16 protein-coding genes and 1 riboswitch are annotated in these 18,007 nt (G+C 62.5%); of the genes, 7 read left to right on the top strand and 9 right to left on the bottom strand.

Going from position 1 to position 18,007, the window contains the following annotated elements:
• Positions 1 to 200: 200 nt before the first annotated feature.
• Positions 201 to 299: riboswitch (glycine riboswitch) on the bottom strand.
• A gap of 228 nt (positions 300 to 527) precedes the next feature.
• Genes ACFVHU_RS07300 through ACFVHU_RS07290 form a run of 3 tightly spaced genes read right to left on the bottom strand, consistent with a single transcriptional unit; the run spans position 528 to position 3,546 of the window.
• Entirely contained in the window at positions 528 to 2,786 is a 2,259-nt protein-coding gene (locus ACFVHU_RS07300) for a heavy metal translocating P-type ATPase (protein ID WP_388023527.1), read from the bottom strand.
• Positions 2,787 to 2,842: 56 nt separating this feature from the next.
• On the bottom strand, positions 2,843 to 3,157 hold the full coding sequence (locus ACFVHU_RS07295) for a heavy-metal-associated domain-containing protein (RefSeq protein ID WP_105656112.1): 315 nt from the start codon (positions 3,155 to 3,157) through the stop codon (positions 2,843 to 2,845).
• Between the two features lie 59 nt (positions 3,158 to 3,216).
• Entirely contained in the window at positions 3,217 to 3,546 is a 330-nt protein-coding gene (locus ACFVHU_RS07290) for a metal-sensitive transcriptional regulator (RefSeq protein ID WP_388023524.1), read from the bottom strand.
• 96 nt (positions 3,547 to 3,642) lie between these two features.
• Here ACFVHU_RS07290 and ACFVHU_RS07285 point away from each other — a divergent pair, with 96 nt between their 5' ends.
• Both ACFVHU_RS07285 and ACFVHU_RS07280 read left to right on the top strand, forming a co-directional pair.
• On the top strand, positions 3,643 to 4,785 hold the full coding sequence (locus tag ACFVHU_RS07285) for a peptidoglycan bridge formation glycyltransferase FemA/FemB family protein (protein ID WP_105656114.1): 1,143 nt from the start codon (positions 3,643 to 3,645) through the stop codon (positions 4,783 to 4,785).
• A 13-nt stretch (positions 4,786 to 4,798) separates the two neighbouring features.
• Positions 4,799 to 6,073, top strand: coding sequence for a carbamoyl-phosphate synthase (locus ACFVHU_RS07280; protein WP_388023521.1), 1,275 nt, complete (start codon positions 4,799 to 4,801; stop codon positions 6,071 to 6,073).
• 12 nt (positions 6,074 to 6,085) lie between these two features.
• Here the strand turns inward: ACFVHU_RS07280 and ACFVHU_RS07275 are convergent, their stop codons facing one another.
• Complete coding sequence (locus ACFVHU_RS07275) at positions 6,086 to 7,510, bottom strand: DUF4232 domain-containing protein (protein ID WP_388023518.1); 1,425 nt, start codon at positions 7,508 to 7,510, stop codon at positions 6,086 to 6,088.
• 109 nt (positions 7,511 to 7,619) lie between these two features.
• On the opposite strand from ACFVHU_RS07275, the gene ACFVHU_RS07270 reads away from it, so the two are divergent.
• Both ACFVHU_RS07270 and ACFVHU_RS07265 read left to right on the top strand, forming a co-directional pair.
• On the top strand, positions 7,620 to 8,078 hold the full coding sequence (locus tag ACFVHU_RS07270) for a GatB/YqeY domain-containing protein (RefSeq protein ID WP_105662056.1): 459 nt from the start codon (positions 7,620 to 7,622) through the stop codon (positions 8,076 to 8,078).
• A 115-nt stretch (positions 8,079 to 8,193) separates the two neighbouring features.
• Positions 8,194 to 9,441: an MFS transporter gene (locus ACFVHU_RS07265; protein ID WP_286134065.1), complete on the top strand. Its 1,248-nt coding sequence runs from the start codon at positions 8,194 to 8,196 to the stop codon at positions 9,439 to 9,441.
• Here the strand turns inward: ACFVHU_RS07265 and ACFVHU_RS07260 are convergent.
• Both ACFVHU_RS07260 and ACFVHU_RS07255 read right to left on the bottom strand, forming a co-directional pair.
• Positions 9,438 to 10,202 carry a DUF2786 domain-containing protein gene (locus ACFVHU_RS07260; protein WP_105662055.1) on the bottom strand — a complete coding sequence of 255 codons (765 nt, stop codon included), beginning with the start codon at positions 10,200 to 10,202 and terminating at the stop codon, positions 9,438 to 9,440. The genes ACFVHU_RS07265 and ACFVHU_RS07260 overlap by 4 nt on opposite strands.
• A gap of 408 nt (positions 10,203 to 10,610) precedes the next feature.
• Complete coding sequence (locus ACFVHU_RS07255; RefSeq protein ID WP_388023514.1) at positions 10,611 to 11,276, bottom strand: IclR family transcriptional regulator; 666 nt, start codon at positions 11,274 to 11,276, stop codon at positions 10,611 to 10,613.
• 169 nt (positions 11,277 to 11,445) lie between these two features.
• Between ACFVHU_RS07255 and ACFVHU_RS07250 the strand changes: the two genes are divergently transcribed.
• The 3 genes from ACFVHU_RS07250 (at position 11,446) to ACFVHU_RS07240 (ending at position 15,088) form a co-directional block, all read left to right on the top strand.
• Complete coding sequence (locus ACFVHU_RS07250) at positions 11,446 to 13,344, top strand: FAD-dependent monooxygenase (RefSeq protein WP_105662054.1); 1,899 nt, start codon at positions 11,446 to 11,448, stop codon at positions 13,342 to 13,344.
• A 112-nt stretch (positions 13,345 to 13,456) separates the two neighbouring features.
• Positions 13,457 to 14,176 carry an AAA family ATPase gene (locus ACFVHU_RS07245; protein ID WP_388023511.1) on the top strand — a complete coding sequence of 240 codons (720 nt, stop codon included), beginning with the start codon at positions 13,457 to 13,459 and terminating at the stop codon, positions 14,174 to 14,176.
• Positions 14,177 to 14,260: 84 nt separating this feature from the next.
• Positions 14,261 to 15,088, top strand: a complete 828-nt coding sequence (locus ACFVHU_RS07240) for a PspA/IM30 family protein (RefSeq protein WP_388023508.1) — start codon at positions 14,261 to 14,263, stop codon at positions 15,086 to 15,088.
• A gap of 86 nt (positions 15,089 to 15,174) precedes the next feature.
• Here ACFVHU_RS07240 and ACFVHU_RS07235 read toward each other — a convergent pair whose 3' ends face one another.
• From ACFVHU_RS07235 to ACFVHU_RS07225, 3 genes are read right to left on the bottom strand one after another with little or no spacing between them, the layout of a single operon-like run.
• Positions 15,175 to 16,038 (bottom strand): hypothetical protein, encoded by an 864-nt coding sequence (locus ACFVHU_RS07235; RefSeq protein ID WP_388023505.1) that lies wholly within the window; start codon positions 16,036 to 16,038, stop codon positions 15,175 to 15,177.
• Positions 16,035 to 16,724, bottom strand: coding sequence for a response regulator transcription factor (locus ACFVHU_RS07230; protein ID WP_105656125.1), 690 nt, complete (start codon positions 16,722 to 16,724; stop codon positions 16,035 to 16,037). The genes ACFVHU_RS07235 and ACFVHU_RS07230 overlap by 4 nt, the downstream gene beginning before the upstream one ends.
• Positions 16,712 to 18,004 (bottom strand): histidine kinase, encoded by a 1,293-nt coding sequence (locus tag ACFVHU_RS07225; protein ID WP_388023502.1) that lies wholly within the window; start codon positions 18,002 to 18,004, stop codon positions 16,712 to 16,714. The genes ACFVHU_RS07230 and ACFVHU_RS07225 overlap by 13 nt, the downstream gene beginning before the upstream one ends.
• Positions 18,005 to 18,007: the final 3 nt, after the last annotated feature.

Genomic DNA, 18,007 nt, shown 5'->3' with positions numbered 1-18,007 from the left:
CGTGCCCGGCAAGCTGCGCAAGGAGCAGGAGCCAGGTAAGCCACGGGGAGTACCTCGAAACCGGTGCGCTCGGTGCGGCACTGTTCTTGGTCCCTCCCCAATCTGTATATCTACCTGAGAGTTTTCACTTCGGCCCGACTACTGGGCGAAGCTTGCTCCTTCGGTGAGCACGGTGGAGCCGCGCTGCTTTCCAGATTTGCCTCTTCGTGGCGGTACGGGTGCCTGAGAGTTTCCCGGGGAGGAAATTGCTCCTACGGCGCCCGCCCTTGGCTTGGGCGGATCTCTCCCGCCACGTATCAACGGCATATGTGGTGATTGCCATCACAGTATGCCCAGAAAATAAAACGTGGTGCAAGTCGCAATTTCACACTTCGGGCCCCGGATAACCGCTTGGCCACGCCAATCGTGGAAAGTGGCTGGCGAAATGGGGGATTCTCCGCTTCGTAATGATTCGGGAAGCAAGGGCATGGATGCGGCAAAGCGGGGCATCGGTTCAACCGATGCCCCGCGTGGGGAGGTACGGAGGGCTACTTCCCGAACCGTCGCAGCCGCAGCGAGTTCAGTACCACCAGCACCGAGCTGGCTGCCATGGCCGCTCCGGCGATCATCGGGTTCAGCAAGCCCAGGGCCGCAATCGGAATGCCGGCAGTGTTGTAGGCGAAAGCCCAGAACAGGTTCATCTTGATGGTGGACAGGGTTCGGGCCGACAGGTCGATGGCCTGCGTGACCTGATGCAGGTCGTTACCCATCAGGGTGATGTCCGCGGCTTCGATGGCCACATCGGTGCCCGAGCCCATGGCGATGCCGAGGTCGGCCTGCGCCAGTGCTGGCGCGTCATTCACGCCATCGCCCACCATGGCCACGACCTTGCCCTGCTCTTGCAATGAGGTGATCGCCTGGGCCTTGCCGGCAGGGAAGACCCCGGCGAATACGTCCTCGGCCTTGATGCCTACCTGGGCGGCAACCTCGGTAGCCACCGACTGGTTGTCGCCGGTCAGCAGCACCACGCGCAGGCCGCGCTCCTGGAGTTCGGCAATAGCTTTTGCGGAGCTGTCCTTGATCTTGTCCGCCACCGAGATCACTGCCTGGAACTGCTGGTCCACCGCGACCAGGATGGCGGTCGCGCCGGCCTGCTCGGCTTCCGCGAGCATGGCCTTGGCGGAGTCATCCAAGGACGCGCCCTGGGCTTCGAGCCAGCTGGAGCGGCCTACGGCAACGCGATGCCCGTTGACCGTGCCGACCACGCCGCCGCCCGGATCGGAATCGAAGTCGCTGGCTTCGGGCAGCGGGCCCAAGCCGGCTGCGGCCTTGGCGATGGCCTGGGCGATCGGATGCTCGGAATGGTGTTCCACGGCACCGGCCAAGGCCAGGACCTCATCGGGATCGACTCCGTCGATGGCCTCGGTGCCCTGATGGGCCATGACCCCGGTGGTCACGGTGCCGGTCTTGTCCAGCACGATGGTGTCCAGTTTGCGGGTATCTTCCAGGACCTGCGGGCCGCGGATCAGGATGCCCAGCTGCGCGCCGCGGCCGGTACCGACCAGCAAGCCGATCGGGGTCGCCAGGCCCAATGCGCAGGGGCAGGCGATGACCAGCACGGCGACCGCAGCGGTGAACGCCTGGTAGGGATCGCCGCTGGCAAAGAACCAGGTCACGAACGTGAGCAGCGCAATGGCCAGTACGATAGGCACGAAGACGGAGGATATCCGGTCAGCCAGGCGGGCAATGGGAGCCTTGCCCGATTGGGCTTCGGAGACCAGCTTGCCCATCTGGGCCAAGGTGGTGTCCGCGCCAACGCGGGTAGCTTCGATCACCAGCCGGCCTGAGGCATTCAAGGTCGCGCCGGTGACTTCATCGCCGGGCCCGGCCTTCTGCGGGACCGATTCGCCCGTAAGCAGCGAGGTGTCTACCGCGCTGGCGCCGTCAATGACCACGCCGTCAGTAGCGATCTTCTCGCCGGGGCGCACCACGAAATGGTCCCCGACCTGCACCTGCCCGGCCGGGATTTTCACTTCCGCGCCGTCGCGAAGCACCACTGCATCCTTGGCGCCCAGGTTCAGCAAGGACTTCAGCGCATCGGATGCCGAGGACTTGGCGCGGTGCTCCAGGAAACGGCCCAGCAGCAGCAAGGTGGCCACGACGCCGGCAGTTTCAAAGTAGAGCGCATGCTCGGACATGGACATGCCGATATGGGCGGTCAGCTGCGGATCGAGGATCAGCTGCACTGCAGAGAAGAAGTAGGCCGCGAGCACACCGAGGGAAACCAGAGTGTCCATGGTCGAGGCCAGGTGCCGTGCGTTGACGGCCGCTGCCTTGTGGAAAGGCCAGGCGCCGTAAAAGACCACGGGAGTGGCCAGCGCGAAGGCGACCCAACCCCAATGCGGGAACTGCGCTGCGGGAATCATGGAAATGATGAACAGCGGAATGGTGAAGATCGCGGAGACCAGCAGGCGGCGCAGCAGGTGGTTGGGCACCATGTGCTCGTGCCCGCCGTGATCATGCTCCCCGTGTCCCTGGTGATCCGAACCGGCGGGTTTGGGCGGGTGCTTGAGGGAAGCGGTATAGCCGGCGGCTTGCACCGTATCGATCAGTGCCTCATCGGTGACATCGGCTGGGACCTGGACCTTGGCGGTTTCCAGGGGCAGGTTCACCGTCGCGCTGACACCGGGCAGCTTGCCGAGTTTGCGTTCCACCCGATTCACGCACGAGGCGCAGGTCATTCCCTGGATGTCCAGATCGACGGTGCGCAATTCGGGGATTGTTTCATGCGGGGCATGGGAAGTCATGATTTACGACCTTGCACTTTCTTGCCGTTGTGGCTTGGTGCCTGGCTTTTTTGCGGCTAGGCGTTAATTGCTTCGACGGTGTAACCAGCCTCGTCGATGGCATTGCGAATGCTCTCTTCGCTTACGGTTGCGCTGGTGGTGACGTTGGCGGTGGACACGCCCTTCGCATCGAGGAACACTTCCACCTCTTGCACCCCATCAAGCTCCTTGAGCTCCTCCGTGACAGAGGATACGCAGTGGCCGCAGGTCATGCCGGAGATCTTGATTTCCACATGGCTAGTCAGCGGGGTGCTCTGCTCGCGGGGAATGATCTGCAGGCCCTGGTTGGAGTTCTTTTCCGAGGAGCATCCGCAATTGCAGTTGTGGCTCATGATCTTGCTCTCTTTCGATGAATTCTGTGTGAATTGGAAATGGGTCCGTTGGGGCGCGCTCAGCGCACCAAACGGGAGATGGCGGCCGTGGCCTCGGCGATTTTGTCTTGCACGATGGATGGATCACCCGTCTCGATGGATGACTTGGCCGCATCAACCACGCAATGGCCGATATGGTCATCGATCAGCTGCACGCTGACCTTGTGCAATGCCGCGTTGATAGCGGAGATCTGGGTCAGGATGTCGATGCAGTACTTGTCTTCATCTACCATCTTGGCCACTCCGCGCACCTGGCCTTCAATGCGCTTCAGGCGTCGTTCCAAGGCGCTTTTATCCGCGTGATAGCCGTGGTGCTCAGCTGGTTCATGTGGCGTGTGGTTGGTATCCATATAACGATCATACCCCCTAGGGGTATTAAGTCAAGTACCCCCTAGGGGTATCCAGCATCCCCCAGCCGGAGAGGGAAGCACGGTAGGATTTCACCCGTGAGCCACAACGAACTTCATGTGCGTCCGATTTCCGGCACCGAGCACTCATCATTCCTTGAGACCGCCCAAGACGTCAGCTTCCTGCAGCGTCCCGAATGGGCCCAGGTCAAGGGCGGCTGGCGCGGTGAATCCCTCGGCTGGTTCGAGGAAGACGAGCTGGTAGGCGCGGCACTGGTGCTGCATCGTGCAGCCCCGGTCATCAAGAAGACCCTCGCCTACATCCCCGATGGCCCGGTCATCGACTTCGGCACCTATGCTCCTGGACAGGTAATCCAGCCGCTGGCCGCCTACCTGAAGAATCGTGGCGCGTTCCAGCTGAAGATGGGCCCGGGACTGGCCGTGCGCACCTGGGGTGCCGCCGCGGTGCGCAAGAACCTGGGCAAGGAAGGGTTCACCCAGCTCGCTGACCTTGAAACCCAGAGCACCTCAGGCACCGCGCTAGCGCTGAATGACGCCTTGCTGGAAATGGGCTTCTCCAAAGAAGATGTGGGACTGGACTTCGCTGCGGGCCAGCCGGAATTCGTGGCCCGCGTGGCGTTGCAAGATGATGACGGCAACCAGCTGGACGTGGACCAGGTCATGGCCAGCTACTCGGCGACCACCCGCAACGAGACCCGCAAGGCGCTGAAGAGCACCCTGGAAATCGAAGTTGGCCAGACCAAGGACATGGCCCGCTTCCATGCCCTGTACAACCACACCGCGGATCGCCAGGACTTCACCGGCCGCCCGCTGGGCTACTTCGAGAAGATGCACACCGTGCTCAACGAAGCGGTGCCGGGCTCCTGCACCCTGTACATCGCCAGCAATGAAGGCGTGGACCTGGCCGCATCCATTGTCATCCGTTCCTCGAACCTGGCCTGGTACCTGTACGGCGCTTCCTCCTCGGAGCAGCGCAAGCTGTTCGCGCCGAAGGCGATCATGCAGCACATGGTCATCGATTCCATCGAGGCAGGTTGCCGCTATCTGGACCAGGGCGGCGTGAGCGCGACCCTGGACAAGGAGCACCACCTCTCGGGGCTGACCAAGTTCAAGACCAACACCGGCTGCGACATCGTGCAGACCAACGGCGAGTGGGACCTGGCGCTGAACAAGCCCCTGGCGTGGGCCTTCGAAAAATACATGAACTGGCGCAAGAAGTAGGGAAAACACCACTTTGGCAATCGATCCAACCCAGCCATTTGTCCCGGTCATCCTCGGCGGGGACATCGGCACCTACACCTTGGCGCGCGAATTCTACGAGGCCTACGGGGTGCGCTCGGTGGTTCTGCCGGCTGCCGGCAACGGCGTCATCGAGCACTCGGTAGCCATCGAACTGCGCCCCATCGGCTCCATGGCCGACGAGGGACGCGTAGTCGCGGCCCTGGTCGAGCTGGCCGATGAGCTGAAGGCCGCGGCGGATCGGCCGCTGATGCTTTTCGGCTCCCTGGACTTCCACATCATGCTGATCGCCAAGAACCGTGAGCAGCTTGAGGAACAGTACGTCATCCCGTACCCCCAGCTGGAAACCATCGAGGGTGCGGCACTGAAAGAGAACTTCTACGCGCTCGCCGAAAAATTGGGCATCGCCCATCCGCGCACCGCCGTGTATTACCCGGGAACCCCGCTGGATTCGCTTGTAGGTTCCTTCGACTACCCGGTCATCGGCAAGCCATCGAGCTCCGCGGATTGGATCGCCGCCAAGTTCGAGGGCAAGCAGAAGATCCACACTATCGACAGCCGCGCCGACCTCGAAGCCCTGGTTTCCAGAATCGATGGCAGCGGCTACGACTCGGGGTACATCTTCCAGGAGTACATTCCGGGTGGAGATGACGCGATGCGCCTGTGCACCTACTTCGCCACCCAGGAAGAAAAGGTCATCTTCGCCGGCTACGGCGAAGTGGTGATCGAGGAGCATGCCCCGCTGGTGCTGGGCAATTCGGCCGCCATTATCACCGGTCGCAACGATGCGATGGCCGCCGATGGCGCGCGCATGCTCGAAGAACTGGGCTGGCGCGGAATTGCCATGATCGATGCCAAATACGATCACCGCGATGGCCAGATCAAATTCTTCGAGATCAACCCGCGCCTGGGCCGCAACCACTTCTACCTGACCGCAGCCGGGGTGAACCCGGCCCGTTTCTATGTCACCGAGTTCCTCGGCGCGCAGTTCGATCAGTCGAACCCGGAAACCGACGCGGTGGTGGACACCGGCACAGGTGTCTTGCAGCTGTCGCGCCAGCGGCTATTCACCGTGCTGCCGCACCACTTGCTGCGCCGCTTCCTGGACAGCGGAACCGGCCGCAAGGCAGAAGCACTGCTCAAGGCAGGCAAGGTCTCGAACCCGTTGAAGTTCGCAGCCGAGAAGAACCCTCGCCGCAAGCTCTATCTGCTGTTGAATGCGGCCAACCACTACCGCAAGTTCAAGGCGTTCCCGCCGCGCACCCAGTAGGATTGCCCAGGCCTAGGGCCTAGGAGTGGCCGGTGGTTGCGGTTTGAAGGCGTCTCCAGGAATTGCCCACCCGTCGCGCGCCTGGACCCAGGGGCTTTGGGCGACCTGCGCCCCGTCGAGGATGTCAAGGGACGTCGGCTGGCCATCGTATTGGGGTGCGAGCTGGACCGGTTTCATCCCCTTGGCTGCGGCGATGACCAGGGCAACGGTTTCATCCGGATCCTGGGACGTTGACATGGCATTCCAATCCAGCGTCGAAATCACCGCTTCGCCGGAAGGGATGGCAACGCGTTCAAGGAGGATATCCGGTTCGGGCTGCAGCTCGATATCCGGCTGGGCATCGCCGGCCTCGTTGAGGAAATCGATCTGCGGGTAGGACTGCAACGCGCACGAGCGAGCAGAAATGTTCTTGGCGTAGACCGCCATGTACCGTGAACCGGCAGCTGCATCGGGTGCGCCGAGGGCTATTTCCAAGTCCCCCTCTGCGCACAACGGAGCTGGCTGATTCGCTGGCCAGCTTTTGACCTTGTCGGGAAGAACCACAGGCTTGGGAATCAGCCATTGTGGTTTCTTGTTTCCAACCCAGCCTTCAGCAAGGACCTCGTATCGAGGCGATGCCAGCTTGTAGGGCATGGGCTCGCCAAAGGGACCATGCCGCTCCAGCCATAAGCGGGTTTCCTTTTCCGCCTCTGCTGGCGCCTCGTTGCCGAGGACCAGGTTCAATCCGGAATGGTCAATGCTGGCGCTCTCGAAGACACCTCGCTTGGCCGCCTCGATAAGAAGCTGGAGCTCGGGAATATCAGTGCGATTCGCGGGCGAATAGCGCACGGATCGATCTGCTAGTGCCAAATCGGTGGGGTGCTTGGCCTGTGCAGCGAATTTTCCCAGCGCCAGCAGCTGCTCCAAATTAAACGCCGTGGCCGAGTAGTTAGCCGCACTTGCCGCGCCGAGCCCGCGTAGGCGGAATGCGAATGAAGCCCTCTCACCGAGAAGACCAGGCTTCGCTTGCTCTTCGCCTCCAAAGTGCGAAAAATTGTCGGAGACTTCCAGTGGGTAGGTTTTCGTCTTTGAGCCTGGGATATTCTGGGGTTCACCGGCGACAAAGGCCAGGTCGATGTTCCGCAAGCTCAGGGCATGGGCCCCAGCCTGGATCTGTTGTGCCATCTCCCGCACGATTACTTCCGCTTGTGCAGGATCGAGCTGATCCGATTGCACGAATTGCAGGTCAACTGACAGATCCGGTGCGGCCAAGACATCGTGATCCATGACCTCGGAGGACATCTGGACGCCAAGGACCCCGTCCCGGTCCTCGACGGCTGCAACGAAATCGCAAACTTCATCGGGCGCGACGCAGGAATTCCATGGCTGCCAGATCACCAGGATGGCTGCGATAAGAGCCAGTGCGATGACGCTAGCTCCAGCGCGCAGTGAATTCATCTGGCTACTGTATCAAATGCGACCTCATGCTTGACCGCTGGTACTCCGGAAAACGATAACCGGATAATGCGAGTAAAATTTCAAGCACACGTATTGAAAGCGAGTTCCCATGAGTTTGAAAGATCGCCTGCGCGATGACAGCATCGCCCATCTGAAGGCCGGCAACGAGCTGGAAAAGACGACCCTGCGCAATATCCTCAGTGCCATCGGCACCAAGGAAAAGTCCGGAAAGAACCCCAGCGAGCTCAACGACCAGGATGTCGAGAACCTGCTTCGCAAGGAAGTCGGCAACCGCGAGGAAACTGCTGGCCTGGCCGCCAAGGACGGCCGCACCGAATTGGCTGAACGCGAATTGGCCGAAGCCGCCTTCATCTCCACGTACCTGCCCAAGATGCTTGACGAAGCGCAAGCCCAGGACATTGTCGAGAGGATCATGGCCGAACTTGCAGCCGATCACGACCTGACCATGAAGGACATGGGCCAGGCCATGAAGCTGGTCGGCGCCGAAATCGCTGGCCGCTTCGATGGCAAGGCTGTCTCCCAGATGGTGCGCGCCAAACTGGGCTAGCCAACACTGGACTTTTCATTCGGCACGGGCCGTCCAACTTTTGGGGCGGCCCGTTGCCGTAGTCCAGGCAACGGGGATGGGATCCGGGTTTTGAAGCAGATAGTCTGTGGATACCATGCCTGACTTCCCGAAAAACCGCGCCACCCTGTCCAAGGGCTCTGGCGCACTGCTGATCCTTGCCATCATCCTGGCCTCGCTGAACCTGCGTCCTGCCGTCACCTCCTTGGGGTCCCTGCTTGATCTGGTGATTGGCGACCTGCAGATGAATGGCTTCGTGGCCGGAATGATCACCGGCATCCCTCCACTGTGCTTCGCGCTGCTGGGTCCCTTGGCGCCACGGCTGGCCGGGAAGCGCGGACCGGAACTAGTGGTGGCCTCAGCCATGGGTGCTGTCCTGTTGGGCATTGCCCTGCGCGCGGTGGCTCCGGGGACCGGATTCTTCCTGCTGTGCACCGCATTGGCCCTTGCGGGCATCGCGGTGGGCAACATTCTCATGCCGGTACTGGTCAAGCGCTGGTTCCCGGGAAAGATCGGGATTGTCACCGGCGCCTACACTACGGCGGTTGCCTTGGGTGCTTCCGGAGTTGCGGGGGTCGCCGTGCCGGTGAATCAGATGCTCGGCGGAAACTGGCGCGTGGGCTTGGGATTCTGGGCAATTCTGGCCTTGCTGGCGCTGGTGCTGTGGCTTTTGGTGTACTTCGGGATGCGCAACCAAATCGCAGCCCAGCAGCAGCATCTTGCCAGTAACTCAAATGATGCGGCCGGCATCGGGCCGATGAGCAAGAACGCCACCGCATGGTGGGTGGCGTTGTTCTTCGGCGGGCAGTCCGCCGTGGCTTATATCTTCATGGGGTGGCTGCCCAAGATCTTCATCGACTTGGGAGTCTCGCCGGCATTCGCTGGATCCCTGCTGGCGATCCTGCTGGGTGTGGGCGTGCCTTTGTCCTTCGTGATGCCGGCGCTCGCTGCCAAATTCTCGAACCAGGCGCCATTGGTGATCTTCAACGGTGCCGTGGGCATCATCGCGATCATCGGCATGCTGCTTGCTCCGGTCCAGGGAGCGGTGCTGTGGGCGGTGCTGCTGGGCATTTGCGGGTCGAACTTCCCGCTGGCCTTGACCATGATCGGCTTGAAGGCCCGCACCGCCGCGGGTGTCTCGAAGCTCTCCACCTTCGGCCAGTCTGCGGGCTATCTGCTGGCGTTCCCCGGTCCGTTCCTGGTCGGGGTGCTGCACGAAACTTCGGGTTCATGGGTTGCGCCAATGTGGCTTATTGCCGGCTTGATCGTTTTCCAGACCCTGGTCGGCATCATGGCCGGGCGTCCGCGCTACATCGAGGACACGCAACTAGAGCAAGTGCGCTAGCTGGCGACTTCGCCGGTCGCGGCTGAGTCGACGTGCTTGTCGAAACCGAGATCTGCCTGGCTTCCTGCGACCCGTCCGGCCAATGAGGCATTGGCGCTTCCGGCTGCGGCGCGGTTCCTGCTGCGGCGCAGGAACGGATATTGGTTGCTGACGAATTCGTCGACCTGTTCCTTGCGGCTGGCCAGGACCAGTTCGGTCCCGCTGCCGCTGTGCACGCTTTCTTCCTGGTAGAGGATGGCGATGCGCGAAGCGACTTGCAGGTAGAAGCTGCGCTGGAATTCGCGGCGTTCAATGGTTTTCTCGGAATCGGTGTACCAGTTCGCGTAGAGCTTGCCCTCCTGTGCCCACCAGTGGGCCATGGCGGCAGTCGCCTGGACAACCAAGGAGGCGAAGAGATTCTTGACGGTAGCTACATCCGATTCATGGCCGATGATGTACAGCCTGCACGAGGTCGAGTAGTTGCTTTGCAGCATGGACACCGTGCGGAAGGCCCGGCCCACAGCGGACAGGCCATCGCGCTGTCCCAGGCGGTAGACGCCGCGCATATCGAAGTGCTCCTCGATAATGGCTTCCTTCTTCTTGCCCCGGTGGGCCGAGTCGGCATCCAGTTCCGCACGGCCGATGCCATAGCGCACCATGAGCCGTTCGGCATGTTCCTGGAAGGCCTGCGCTTCGTGCGGGAAAGTGGTGTTCTCGGCCTTGTTCAGCAATAGGGCAATGCGTTCTTTCAAGCGTTGCAGCTTTTGCTCAGAGGTGCTCATGGCTTCTTCCTTGCTAGCGGTCCGGCGGTGGCGAAGCGGTCATATCCGGTTCTCTGCATTAGTTTGCCACGAGGTGCAGAGCCCTGCTTGAGGGGCTGTGGGTAACTGCCGCCAGTGGACCCTAGCCGGTTGTGCAAACCGCGCGTAGAGTGAAGGCACCAAGCAGGTCCAGCAGGCCCGCGAACTTCGCTTCGCGGCTGGTCATCGGAGGTTGTGATGGGTGATTTTCGTGCATACACCATGGAAGAGCGGGCCACGTACCTGGCTCCTTCATGCGATCGCTGCGGGCAGCACCGCCACATAGTGTGGGAGAAGGTTGAAGGAACCCAGACCTACCGTCCGCGTGATGCGGGGTGCTCCAATGAGGCCTGCACCGCCTAGCTAGCGCAGCGTGCGGGCAGGTACCGCTCACGAGCGGATGCCCAGGCTTGCCGAGATGCGTGCCGAGGCGGCCGTAAGCACGGCTGCAATGTGGTTGCGATCGCGTTCCAGTGGCGGGTAGATGACGGCGATGGCCGCGGGCTTGCCCTGCGGGAGCACCAGCGGAACGGCAATCGAGGTTAGTCCCGGGATCACTTCGTCATGGCTGAATTCGAAGTCCTTGGCCGGGTGCTCCTGGGGATTGAGCATGGAACGGATGACCCGTCCCGGTGCGCCGTTGTCGATCGGATGGCGGGTGCCCGGGCGCTGGGCTACGGTGGCATCGGCGAGCCGGGGTTCTGCGGTGCTCAGGGTAACGGCTGCCTCGCCATCGAAGACGACAAGCAGCGCCGTCATCTGCAGCTCATCGGAGACGGTGGCCAGATGCGGTGCGGCCGCGGCCTGCAGGGGCTTGGCGACGTTGCGCGCCAGCGCGCCCAGGCGGGCTCCCAACTCGAGCTCGCCTGCAGGATTGCGTTCCACGAAACCGTACTGCTCGAAGGTCTTGACCAGCCGGTAGGCCATGGAGCGGTGCACGCCCAGCAGTCCGGCGAGTTCCGAGACGCTCAGCGGCGTCGCGGATTCCCCGATCAGGGTCAGTGCCTCTAGCCCGCGGCCCAGGGTCTGCGAACCGCCTTCGGTGGTTTTGCTCATGTTCCAATCATTCCATCTGGCCTGCGCAGATGCCTGCCGTGCTGTTCCCGGTGTGATCCACGTCTTGCCTACAGCCTACGTGAAAGCTACGATTGTTTCTATAGTTAGAACAGTGTCGCAATTATAGAGACAATGAAGTTCAGCGGCACAGCGATAGGGGAGCCACATTATGCAGATTCACCACAGGGGATACGTTTCCGGGGATCCACGGGTCAAGGAAGCGGCCGGCTACGGCATCGACCGCGCCGAGCAAATTCCCGATGAAATGGATGTGCTGATCGTTGGAACCGGTCCGGCGGCCGCCGTGGTGACCGCGCAGCTCTCGCGCTTCCCGAGCATCAACGCCCGCGCCATCGAGATGCGCCCGGGCCGGCTCGACGTCGGCCAGGCCGACGGCATCCAGGCCCGCTCGGTGGAAACCTTCCAGGCTTTCGGCTTCGCCAACGAGGTTGTCGAAGAGGCCTACCGCAATGTCGAAATGTGCTTCTGGACCCCGGACCCCGAGAACCCGGCGAACATCAAGCGCCATTCGCGTGCTGCCGACGACTCCACCGGAATGAGCGAGTTCCCGCACATCTACGTGAACCAGTCGCGCATCCTGGACTACTTCCTGCGTGACGCCGAACGCGCGCCGGGCAAAATCACCCCGGACTACGGCGTGGAATACCTCGGCTGCGAGATCGACCCGGACGCCGAATACCCGGTGTCCGCGCGCATCAAATACGTGGCGGGGCCGCGTACTGGCGAAGAGCGCACCGTGAAGGCCAAGTACCTGGTTGGCGGCGACGGCGCGCGCAGCCAGGTGCGCCGCTCGCTGGGCCACAAGCTGCACGGCGATGCGGCCCTGCATGCCTGGGGCGTCATGGACGTCATGGTCAACACCGACTTCCCGGACATCCAGGTCAAATGCTCCATCCAGTCCCATGACGCGGGCAATATCCTGCTTATCCCGCGCGAGGGCGGCTATCTGGTCCGCTTCTACGTGGACCTGGGCGAGCTGACCGCCGAGGATGCCGGGGCCATCCGCAACACCCCGGTCGAGGAAATCGTGGCCACAGCCAACCGCATCATCCACCCGTACACGATGGACGTGAAGAACGTCGCCTGGTTCTCGGTCTACGAGGTGGCCCACCGGATCACCGACGGCTTCGACGACGTTTCCGATGAGGAGCGCGGCACCCGCTGCGCGCGCGCCTTCATCATGGGCGATGCCTGCCACACCCACTCGGCCAAGGCCGGGCAGGGCATGAACGTGTCCATCCAGGACGGCTTCAACCTGGGCTGGAAGCTGGCCGCCGTGCTCGAAGGCCGCGCCCCGGATGCGCTGCTGGATACCTACGCCGGGGAACGCAAGGTCATCGCGCAGAACCTGATCGACTTCGACAAGGAATGGTCCACCCTGATGGCCAAGTCGGTGGACGATTGGGAAGACCCTGACGAGCTGGAGAAGTACTACACCAAGACCCAGGAATTCCCTGCCGGGTTCATGACGCAGTACACCCAATCGCCGATCACCGCCGGCCTGGAGCACCAGGATCTGGCCCCGGGCTTCCCGGTGGGCAAGCGCTTCAAGTCCGCCGAGGTCATCCGCCGTTCTGATAACCGCTGGCGCCACTTGGGCCACTTCCATGAGGCTGACGGACGCTGGCGCATCTACGCCTTCGCCGATGCGGCAGCACCGGCACTGGAGGGCACCGCAATGGCCGACTTCGCCGCTTGGTGGAGCGCCGATCCGGCATCGCCGCGCAACCTGTACACCCCGGCGGGCGGGGACGAGGATGCCGTTTTCGATACCAAGGCCATCTACCAGCAGGACTATACGCAGGTCGAGCTGCATGATGTGCCCAAGGCCTTCCAGCCGTTGAAGGTCCCGTACGGCCTGCACGACATCAACCAGGTATTCGCAGCCGGCCACGGCCGCGACATCTTCCGCGACCGCGAAATCAGCAAGAACGGCGCCATCGTGGTGGTCCGCCCGGACCAGTACGTCGCCGGGATCTTCCCGCTGGATGCGCGTGAGGAGATCGCCGCGTTCTTCGCCGGGAACATGCTTCCGGCCAACGGCTAGAAAACCCTCTTGGCTCTTTTGGCCGCACCCGACTGAACCATGGGTGCGGCCAAGGGGCCAAGCCTGCATAACGGCCGCCAAGCTGTCGCGCGCTGCTGGTAGCCTCGGGTGCATGAGCGCACTTTTCGACACGCTGCCGGTTCGCCGCATCACCGAACATCCCAAGGCACCCATGGATCGTTCCGACTGGGCCGCCCAGATCCCGGCGGTGCAGCAACTGCTTGACGAGGGCCTTGAACTGGGCCAGCTGACTGTGCTGGTGGGGGAAAACGGCGCGGGAAAATCAACGCTCGTCGAGGCGATTGCAGCGGCCTTTGGGCTGAATGCCGAGGGCGGAACCCGCAACAGCATGCACCAGACCCAACCCACCGAATCCGGGTTGTCCTCGCACCTGCAATTGGAACGCGGAGCCGGTTCGTCCAAGGCCGGCGTGTTCTTGCGCGCGGAAACCATGCACGGGCACTTCGCCTATCTGGGCTCCATCGGCTCGCGCGGAAAGCACAATTTCCAGAGCCATGGCGAATCCTTCGTCGAGTTCTTCACCGAGCGCTCGTATGTCAACGGGTTGTGGGTCTTCGACGAAGCCGAATCAGCGCTGTCCTTCAATGGCTGCCTCATGCTGCTCTCGCATATTGCAGATCTGCTGCGTTCCGGTTCCCAGGTACTTCTCTCCACCCACTCGCCAATTCTTGCTTCCTTGCCGGAGGCGCGAATCTATGAAATCGGGGAGTGGGGCATCCGCGAATCAGACTACGACGAGTTGGACATGGTGCGGAACTGGCGGCTTTTCCTGGATGCCCCGGGACGGTACCTGCGCCATTTCAATGACTAGATTGCCGACGCAGCGTGGTCTTCGGTTAGAGCGGCGCTGCTAATTCCCCTAAGCTTTAAGCAACGGAAGACGAAGGGACGCACTATGGCCAAGAAGCGCTCAATTTGGGCTCGAATGTTCGGTATCGGCAAGGCTAACGCCAACGCCGCTTTGGATGCTCTGGAGGATCCGAAGAAGATGCTGGACCAGTCGGTTCGCGAATACACCAACAACATTGCCCAGGCCGAGCAGGCGGTTGCCCAGACCATCGGCAACCTGCGCATGGCCGAGGACGACCACGCCAAGTTCCAGCAGGAAGCCAAGGACTGGGGCAACAAGGCGCTGGCCGCGTCGAACAAGGCTGACGAATATTCTGCCGCCGGTGACAGCACCAACCAGCAGAAGTTCAACCAGCTGGCCACGGTGGCCATCCAGCGCCAGATGGACGCCGAGAAGCGCGCCAAGAACCTGGGATCCACGATCACCACCCAGCGTGATGTCGTGGCCAAGCTGAAGACCGGTCTGAACACCATGCAGACCAAGCGCCAGGAACTGGTGGCCAAGCGCGATGAGCTGGTGGCCCGCGCGCGCAATGCCAAGACCCAGAACCAGATGATGGACACCCTCAAGGCCCTGGACATCAACGACCCGACCAGCGAGATCAGCCGCTTCGAGCAGCAGATCCGCCAGGACGAAGCCAAGGTCCGCGGTGCGCAGGAACTGGCGGCCTCTTCCCTGGGTGCGCAGTTCGCGCAGCTGGAAGACCTCGGTGCCGAGACCGAAGTTGATGCGCGCTTGGCAGCCTTGAAGGCCAGCAACGCCCCACAGGACATCCTCGAGGAAGCCGACGGCGCAGCGCAGATCGAAGCCGGCGCACAGCAGGTTTCCGAGGTCGAGGCACGCCTGGCTGCCTTGAAGAAGAACCAGGCCTAGGTCCTAGCCACAAGCGCCAAAGCGTCCCTTCCCGGATCACTACTGATCCGGGAAGGGACGCTTTGCCTTTTTCGTGGGAACCGGGTCTAGCGGCCAACCGATTCCTGGGCGGTGCCTGCTGGATGCAAGGTGGCACTGCCTGCGGAGACATCGATCGTGATCTTGTTAGGGGAGTTCGGATCGGTGGCGAGCAGGTTCTCGACGGATCCGGCGGCCGTATTCTGCCGCAGGTCGTAGGTGGCCTCGGGCAGTTCCAGCTCCAGCGAGCCGGCGCTGACACTGCCCTCGATGCTCTTGGGCGCCGTGCCCGAGAGTTCGCCAATGAGTTCGCCGGCCGAGATATCAAACCGGGCGCTTCGGACATTGTCCAGGCGCACCGTTGCTTCCCCTGCGCCCAAGTCGATATCGGCGGTGTGCGCGCTGCCGGTGAGGTTCAGCTCCCCGGCACCGACTTCAACCACCAGGTCCTTGTAGGCGCCGACTGCGTTGAAGGATCCGGCGGACAGCTCGAAGTCCGCATCCAGCGTTCCGTTGTCCATGGATTGCGGAAGCACCAGCGTTGCCTCGTTGTCGTCGAATCCGCAGCCGAAGAAGCAGAAGTTGTCCCAGGCATTCGGGGCTTCGACGATGAGCCGATTGCGCTCCCGATGCAGCTTCCAGCTCGCGGCCTTGGCGCTTTTGACTTCAAGTGTTGCCTTGTCGGTGTCCGCAAAGACCAGATCGAAGCGTCCCGAGCTCGCCGAAACTTCCAAGGCGGTCACCCCGGAGACCTCTGCTTCGTGGACCGAATGCTCCCGGGAGACCGAAGCAAAGGCGCTGCGTGCCGTGGCGATGACCAAGGTGAGAATGACCAGCCCGCCGAGCACCGCGAGGATGATATTCAGCGGCTTGCCGTTGTTGGGTGGCGCCGGTGGGTTTGGCGGTAGCGGCATGGTTTGCGTGGTAGTCATGATCCTGTCCTGTCTGTGCGGTTGGTGCCCAGGGTTTCAATATGAGCCAGGGCTGCCAGCACGCGCCGGTTGCCCGTTCCGTCGGCTTCCAAGCCGAGTTTCTGGAAGATGGAAGTGATGTACTTTTCTACGCTGGCCTCCGAGAGGAAGAGCAGCGCGGCGATCGCCTGGTTGGATTTTCCTTCGGCCAGTGCGGCCAGGACTGTGCGTTCCCGGTCGGTCAGCTTCTGCATGCGGTCATCGTGATTGCGTCGAGTCAACAGCTGTGCCACCACTTCCTGGTCCAAGACGGTTCCACCACCTGCAATCTGCTCCAGCGAGGCAATGAACTCGCTGACATCCGCAACGCGGTCCTTGAGCAGGTAGCCGATCGCTCCGGACTGGGTGGAAATCAGTTCCGAGGCGTAGCGCTCCTCGACGTACTGGGAGAGCACCAGCACCGGCAGGTCTGGATACTTCTTGCGCAGTTCCAGCGCCGCACGGATGCCTTCATCCGTGTAGGTCGGCGGGAGGCGGACATCCAGGATGCAGACCTGCGGGAAATCATCGGCGGACGAGTTGTCCAGGAAATCCATCAGCCCGCTGGTTTCGGGCAAATCCGCGACAACATGGTGGCCGCTGTGGGCCAGCAACCTGACCAGCCCTTCACGCAGAAGGACCGAATCCTCGCAAATCAGTACGCGCATGGCACGTTCACCTCCACTGCAGTTGGCCCGCCCTGGGGGCTGTCCAGGTTGAAGGTGCCGCCGGCGGCGAGCACCCGATTATTGATTCCATCCAGGCCGCCGCCGGGGGTGATGAGCGCCCCGCCGGTGCCGTTGTCCTCGATGCGGGCCCACAGGCTTTGCTGGCCCTCATGCTCCCGGACCCTCACGGTGATCTGGCAGCGCTGGGCCCGCGAATGCTTGGCAGCATTGGTCAGCGCCTCGGCAATGGCGAAGTACACCGCCGCTTCGGCCACGCGCGGATAGCGCCCATTGAGCTGGATATCCAGGCCCACCGGGATATGCGAGCGGCCTGCGATAGCCGAGAGCGCCGCATCCAGTCCGCGGTCATCGAGTACCGACGCGTAGATTCCGCGGGTGAGCTGGCGCAGTTCGGTAATCGCGGACTTGGTTGAAGCATGGGCCTCGGCCACCAGTTCCTTGGCCTGGCGCGGATCGCTGTCGATCTGCTGGTGCGCAAGCCCCAAGGTCATGGCCACGGAGACCAGCCGGGGCTGGACCCCATCGTGCAGGTCGCGTTCGATGCGGGTGCGCTCCACCTCTGCGGCGCGCACCGCTCCTTCACGCTGCACCGCGGTGGTGCGCACGCGTTCGACCAGTGCACTCTCGCGGGCAATAGAACCGACGATTCCCACGGTGACCATCCGGTGCAAGAAAACCAAGCCGATAACCACTGCTATTCCCAGCAGCGCCGCCAGCACCAGCCAAGGTGCCTGGCTTACCGGAGTCTGGAAGCCCCACAGCCCGGGAACGGTTCCCAGCGGGTCGGCACTATCTGCCTGCAAGACCGGGGCGAAGGCAACGATGGACGAACGCACGGCCATTTGCAGGGCAGTGAGCATCAGCGAGCCGGCCAGGCAGGAGAAGAGCAAGCTTCCCAGCAGCGCCCACATGCGTCCGTTGGACACATTGCGTCCGAGTGAACGGACGTATTCGCCAAAGCCTTCACGGCGGCGTGGCCGCCAGGTCAGCGGAGCGACGTCCATGTCGTAGAGGTTGCTGATTCGAGTCAGCTCGAAGCGGGCCAGGCCGAAGAGCGCATAGACCATTCCGGCCAAGACGACCAGGCCCAAACCGAGGATCGGGGTCAGCGCGACGCCTACCGAGAGCCAGGCCAGCAGCAGCGAAAACAGGATCAGGCCGGCAGACCCGAACAATGCCATATGCAGCAGCGTCATGCCCAATCTCAGCGGGGGACGGGCAGGTGCGGTGCCCGGTAGAACCTTAGGTGTCGAAGTCATACC

Source organism: Glutamicibacter sp. NPDC127525, from assembly GCF_042672105.1.
In the GTDB taxonomy this organism is placed as follows: domain Bacteria; phylum Actinomycetota; class Actinomycetes; order Actinomycetales; family Micrococcaceae; genus Glutamicibacter.
The sequence above is the reverse complement of the archived record's forward strand: the minus strand, read 5'-3'. Positions and strand labels throughout refer to the sequence as shown.

What these genes read in the sequence shown, in the direction of transcription:
- ACFVHU_RS07300 (WP_388023527.1), bottom strand. Translation starts at nt 2,786, where the DNA reads ATGACTTCCCATGCCCCGCATGAAACAATCCCCGAATTGCGCACCGTC.
- ACFVHU_RS07295 (WP_105656112.1), bottom strand. Translation starts at nt 3,157, where the DNA reads ATGAGCCACAACTGCAATTGCGGATGCTCCTCGGAAAAGAACTCCAAC.
- ACFVHU_RS07290 (WP_388023524.1), bottom strand. Translation starts at nt 3,546, where the DNA reads ATGGATACCAACCACACGCCACATGAACCAGCTGAGCACCACGGCTAT.
- ACFVHU_RS07275 (WP_388023518.1), bottom strand. Translation starts at nt 7,510, where the DNA reads ATGAATTCACTGCGCGCTGGAGCTAGCGTCATCGCACTGGCTCTTATC.
- ACFVHU_RS07270 (WP_105662056.1), top strand. Translation starts at nt 7,620, where the DNA reads ATGAGTTTGAAAGATCGCCTGCGCGATGACAGCATCGCCCATCTGAAG.
- ACFVHU_RS07265 (WP_286134065.1), top strand. Translation starts at nt 8,194, where the DNA reads ATGCCTGACTTCCCGAAAAACCGCGCCACCCTGTCCAAGGGCTCTGGC.
- ACFVHU_RS07260 (WP_105662055.1), bottom strand. Translation starts at nt 10,202, where the DNA reads ATGAGCACCTCTGAGCAAAAGCTGCAACGCTTGAAAGAACGCATTGCC.
- ACFVHU_RS07255 (WP_388023514.1), bottom strand. Translation starts at nt 11,276, where the DNA reads ATGAGCAAAACCACCGAAGGCGGTTCGCAGACCCTGGGCCGCGGGCTA.
- ACFVHU_RS07250 (WP_105662054.1), top strand. Translation starts at nt 11,446, where the DNA reads ATGCAGATTCACCACAGGGGATACGTTTCCGGGGATCCACGGGTCAAG.
- ACFVHU_RS07245 (WP_388023511.1), top strand. Translation starts at nt 13,457, where the DNA reads ATGAGCGCACTTTTCGACACGCTGCCGGTTCGCCGCATCACCGAACAT.
- ACFVHU_RS07240 (WP_388023508.1), top strand. Translation starts at nt 14,261, where the DNA reads ATGGCCAAGAAGCGCTCAATTTGGGCTCGAATGTTCGGTATCGGCAAG.
- ACFVHU_RS07235 (WP_388023505.1), bottom strand. Translation starts at nt 16,038, where the DNA reads ATGACTACCACGCAAACCATGCCGCTACCGCCAAACCCACCGGCGCCA.
- ACFVHU_RS07230 (WP_105656125.1), bottom strand. Translation starts at nt 16,724, where the DNA reads ATGCGCGTACTGATTTGCGAGGATTCGGTCCTTCTGCGTGAAGGGCTG.
- ACFVHU_RS07225 (WP_388023502.1), bottom strand. Translation starts at nt 18,004, where the DNA reads ATGACTTCGACACCTAAGGTTCTACCGGGCACCGCACCTGCCCGTCCC.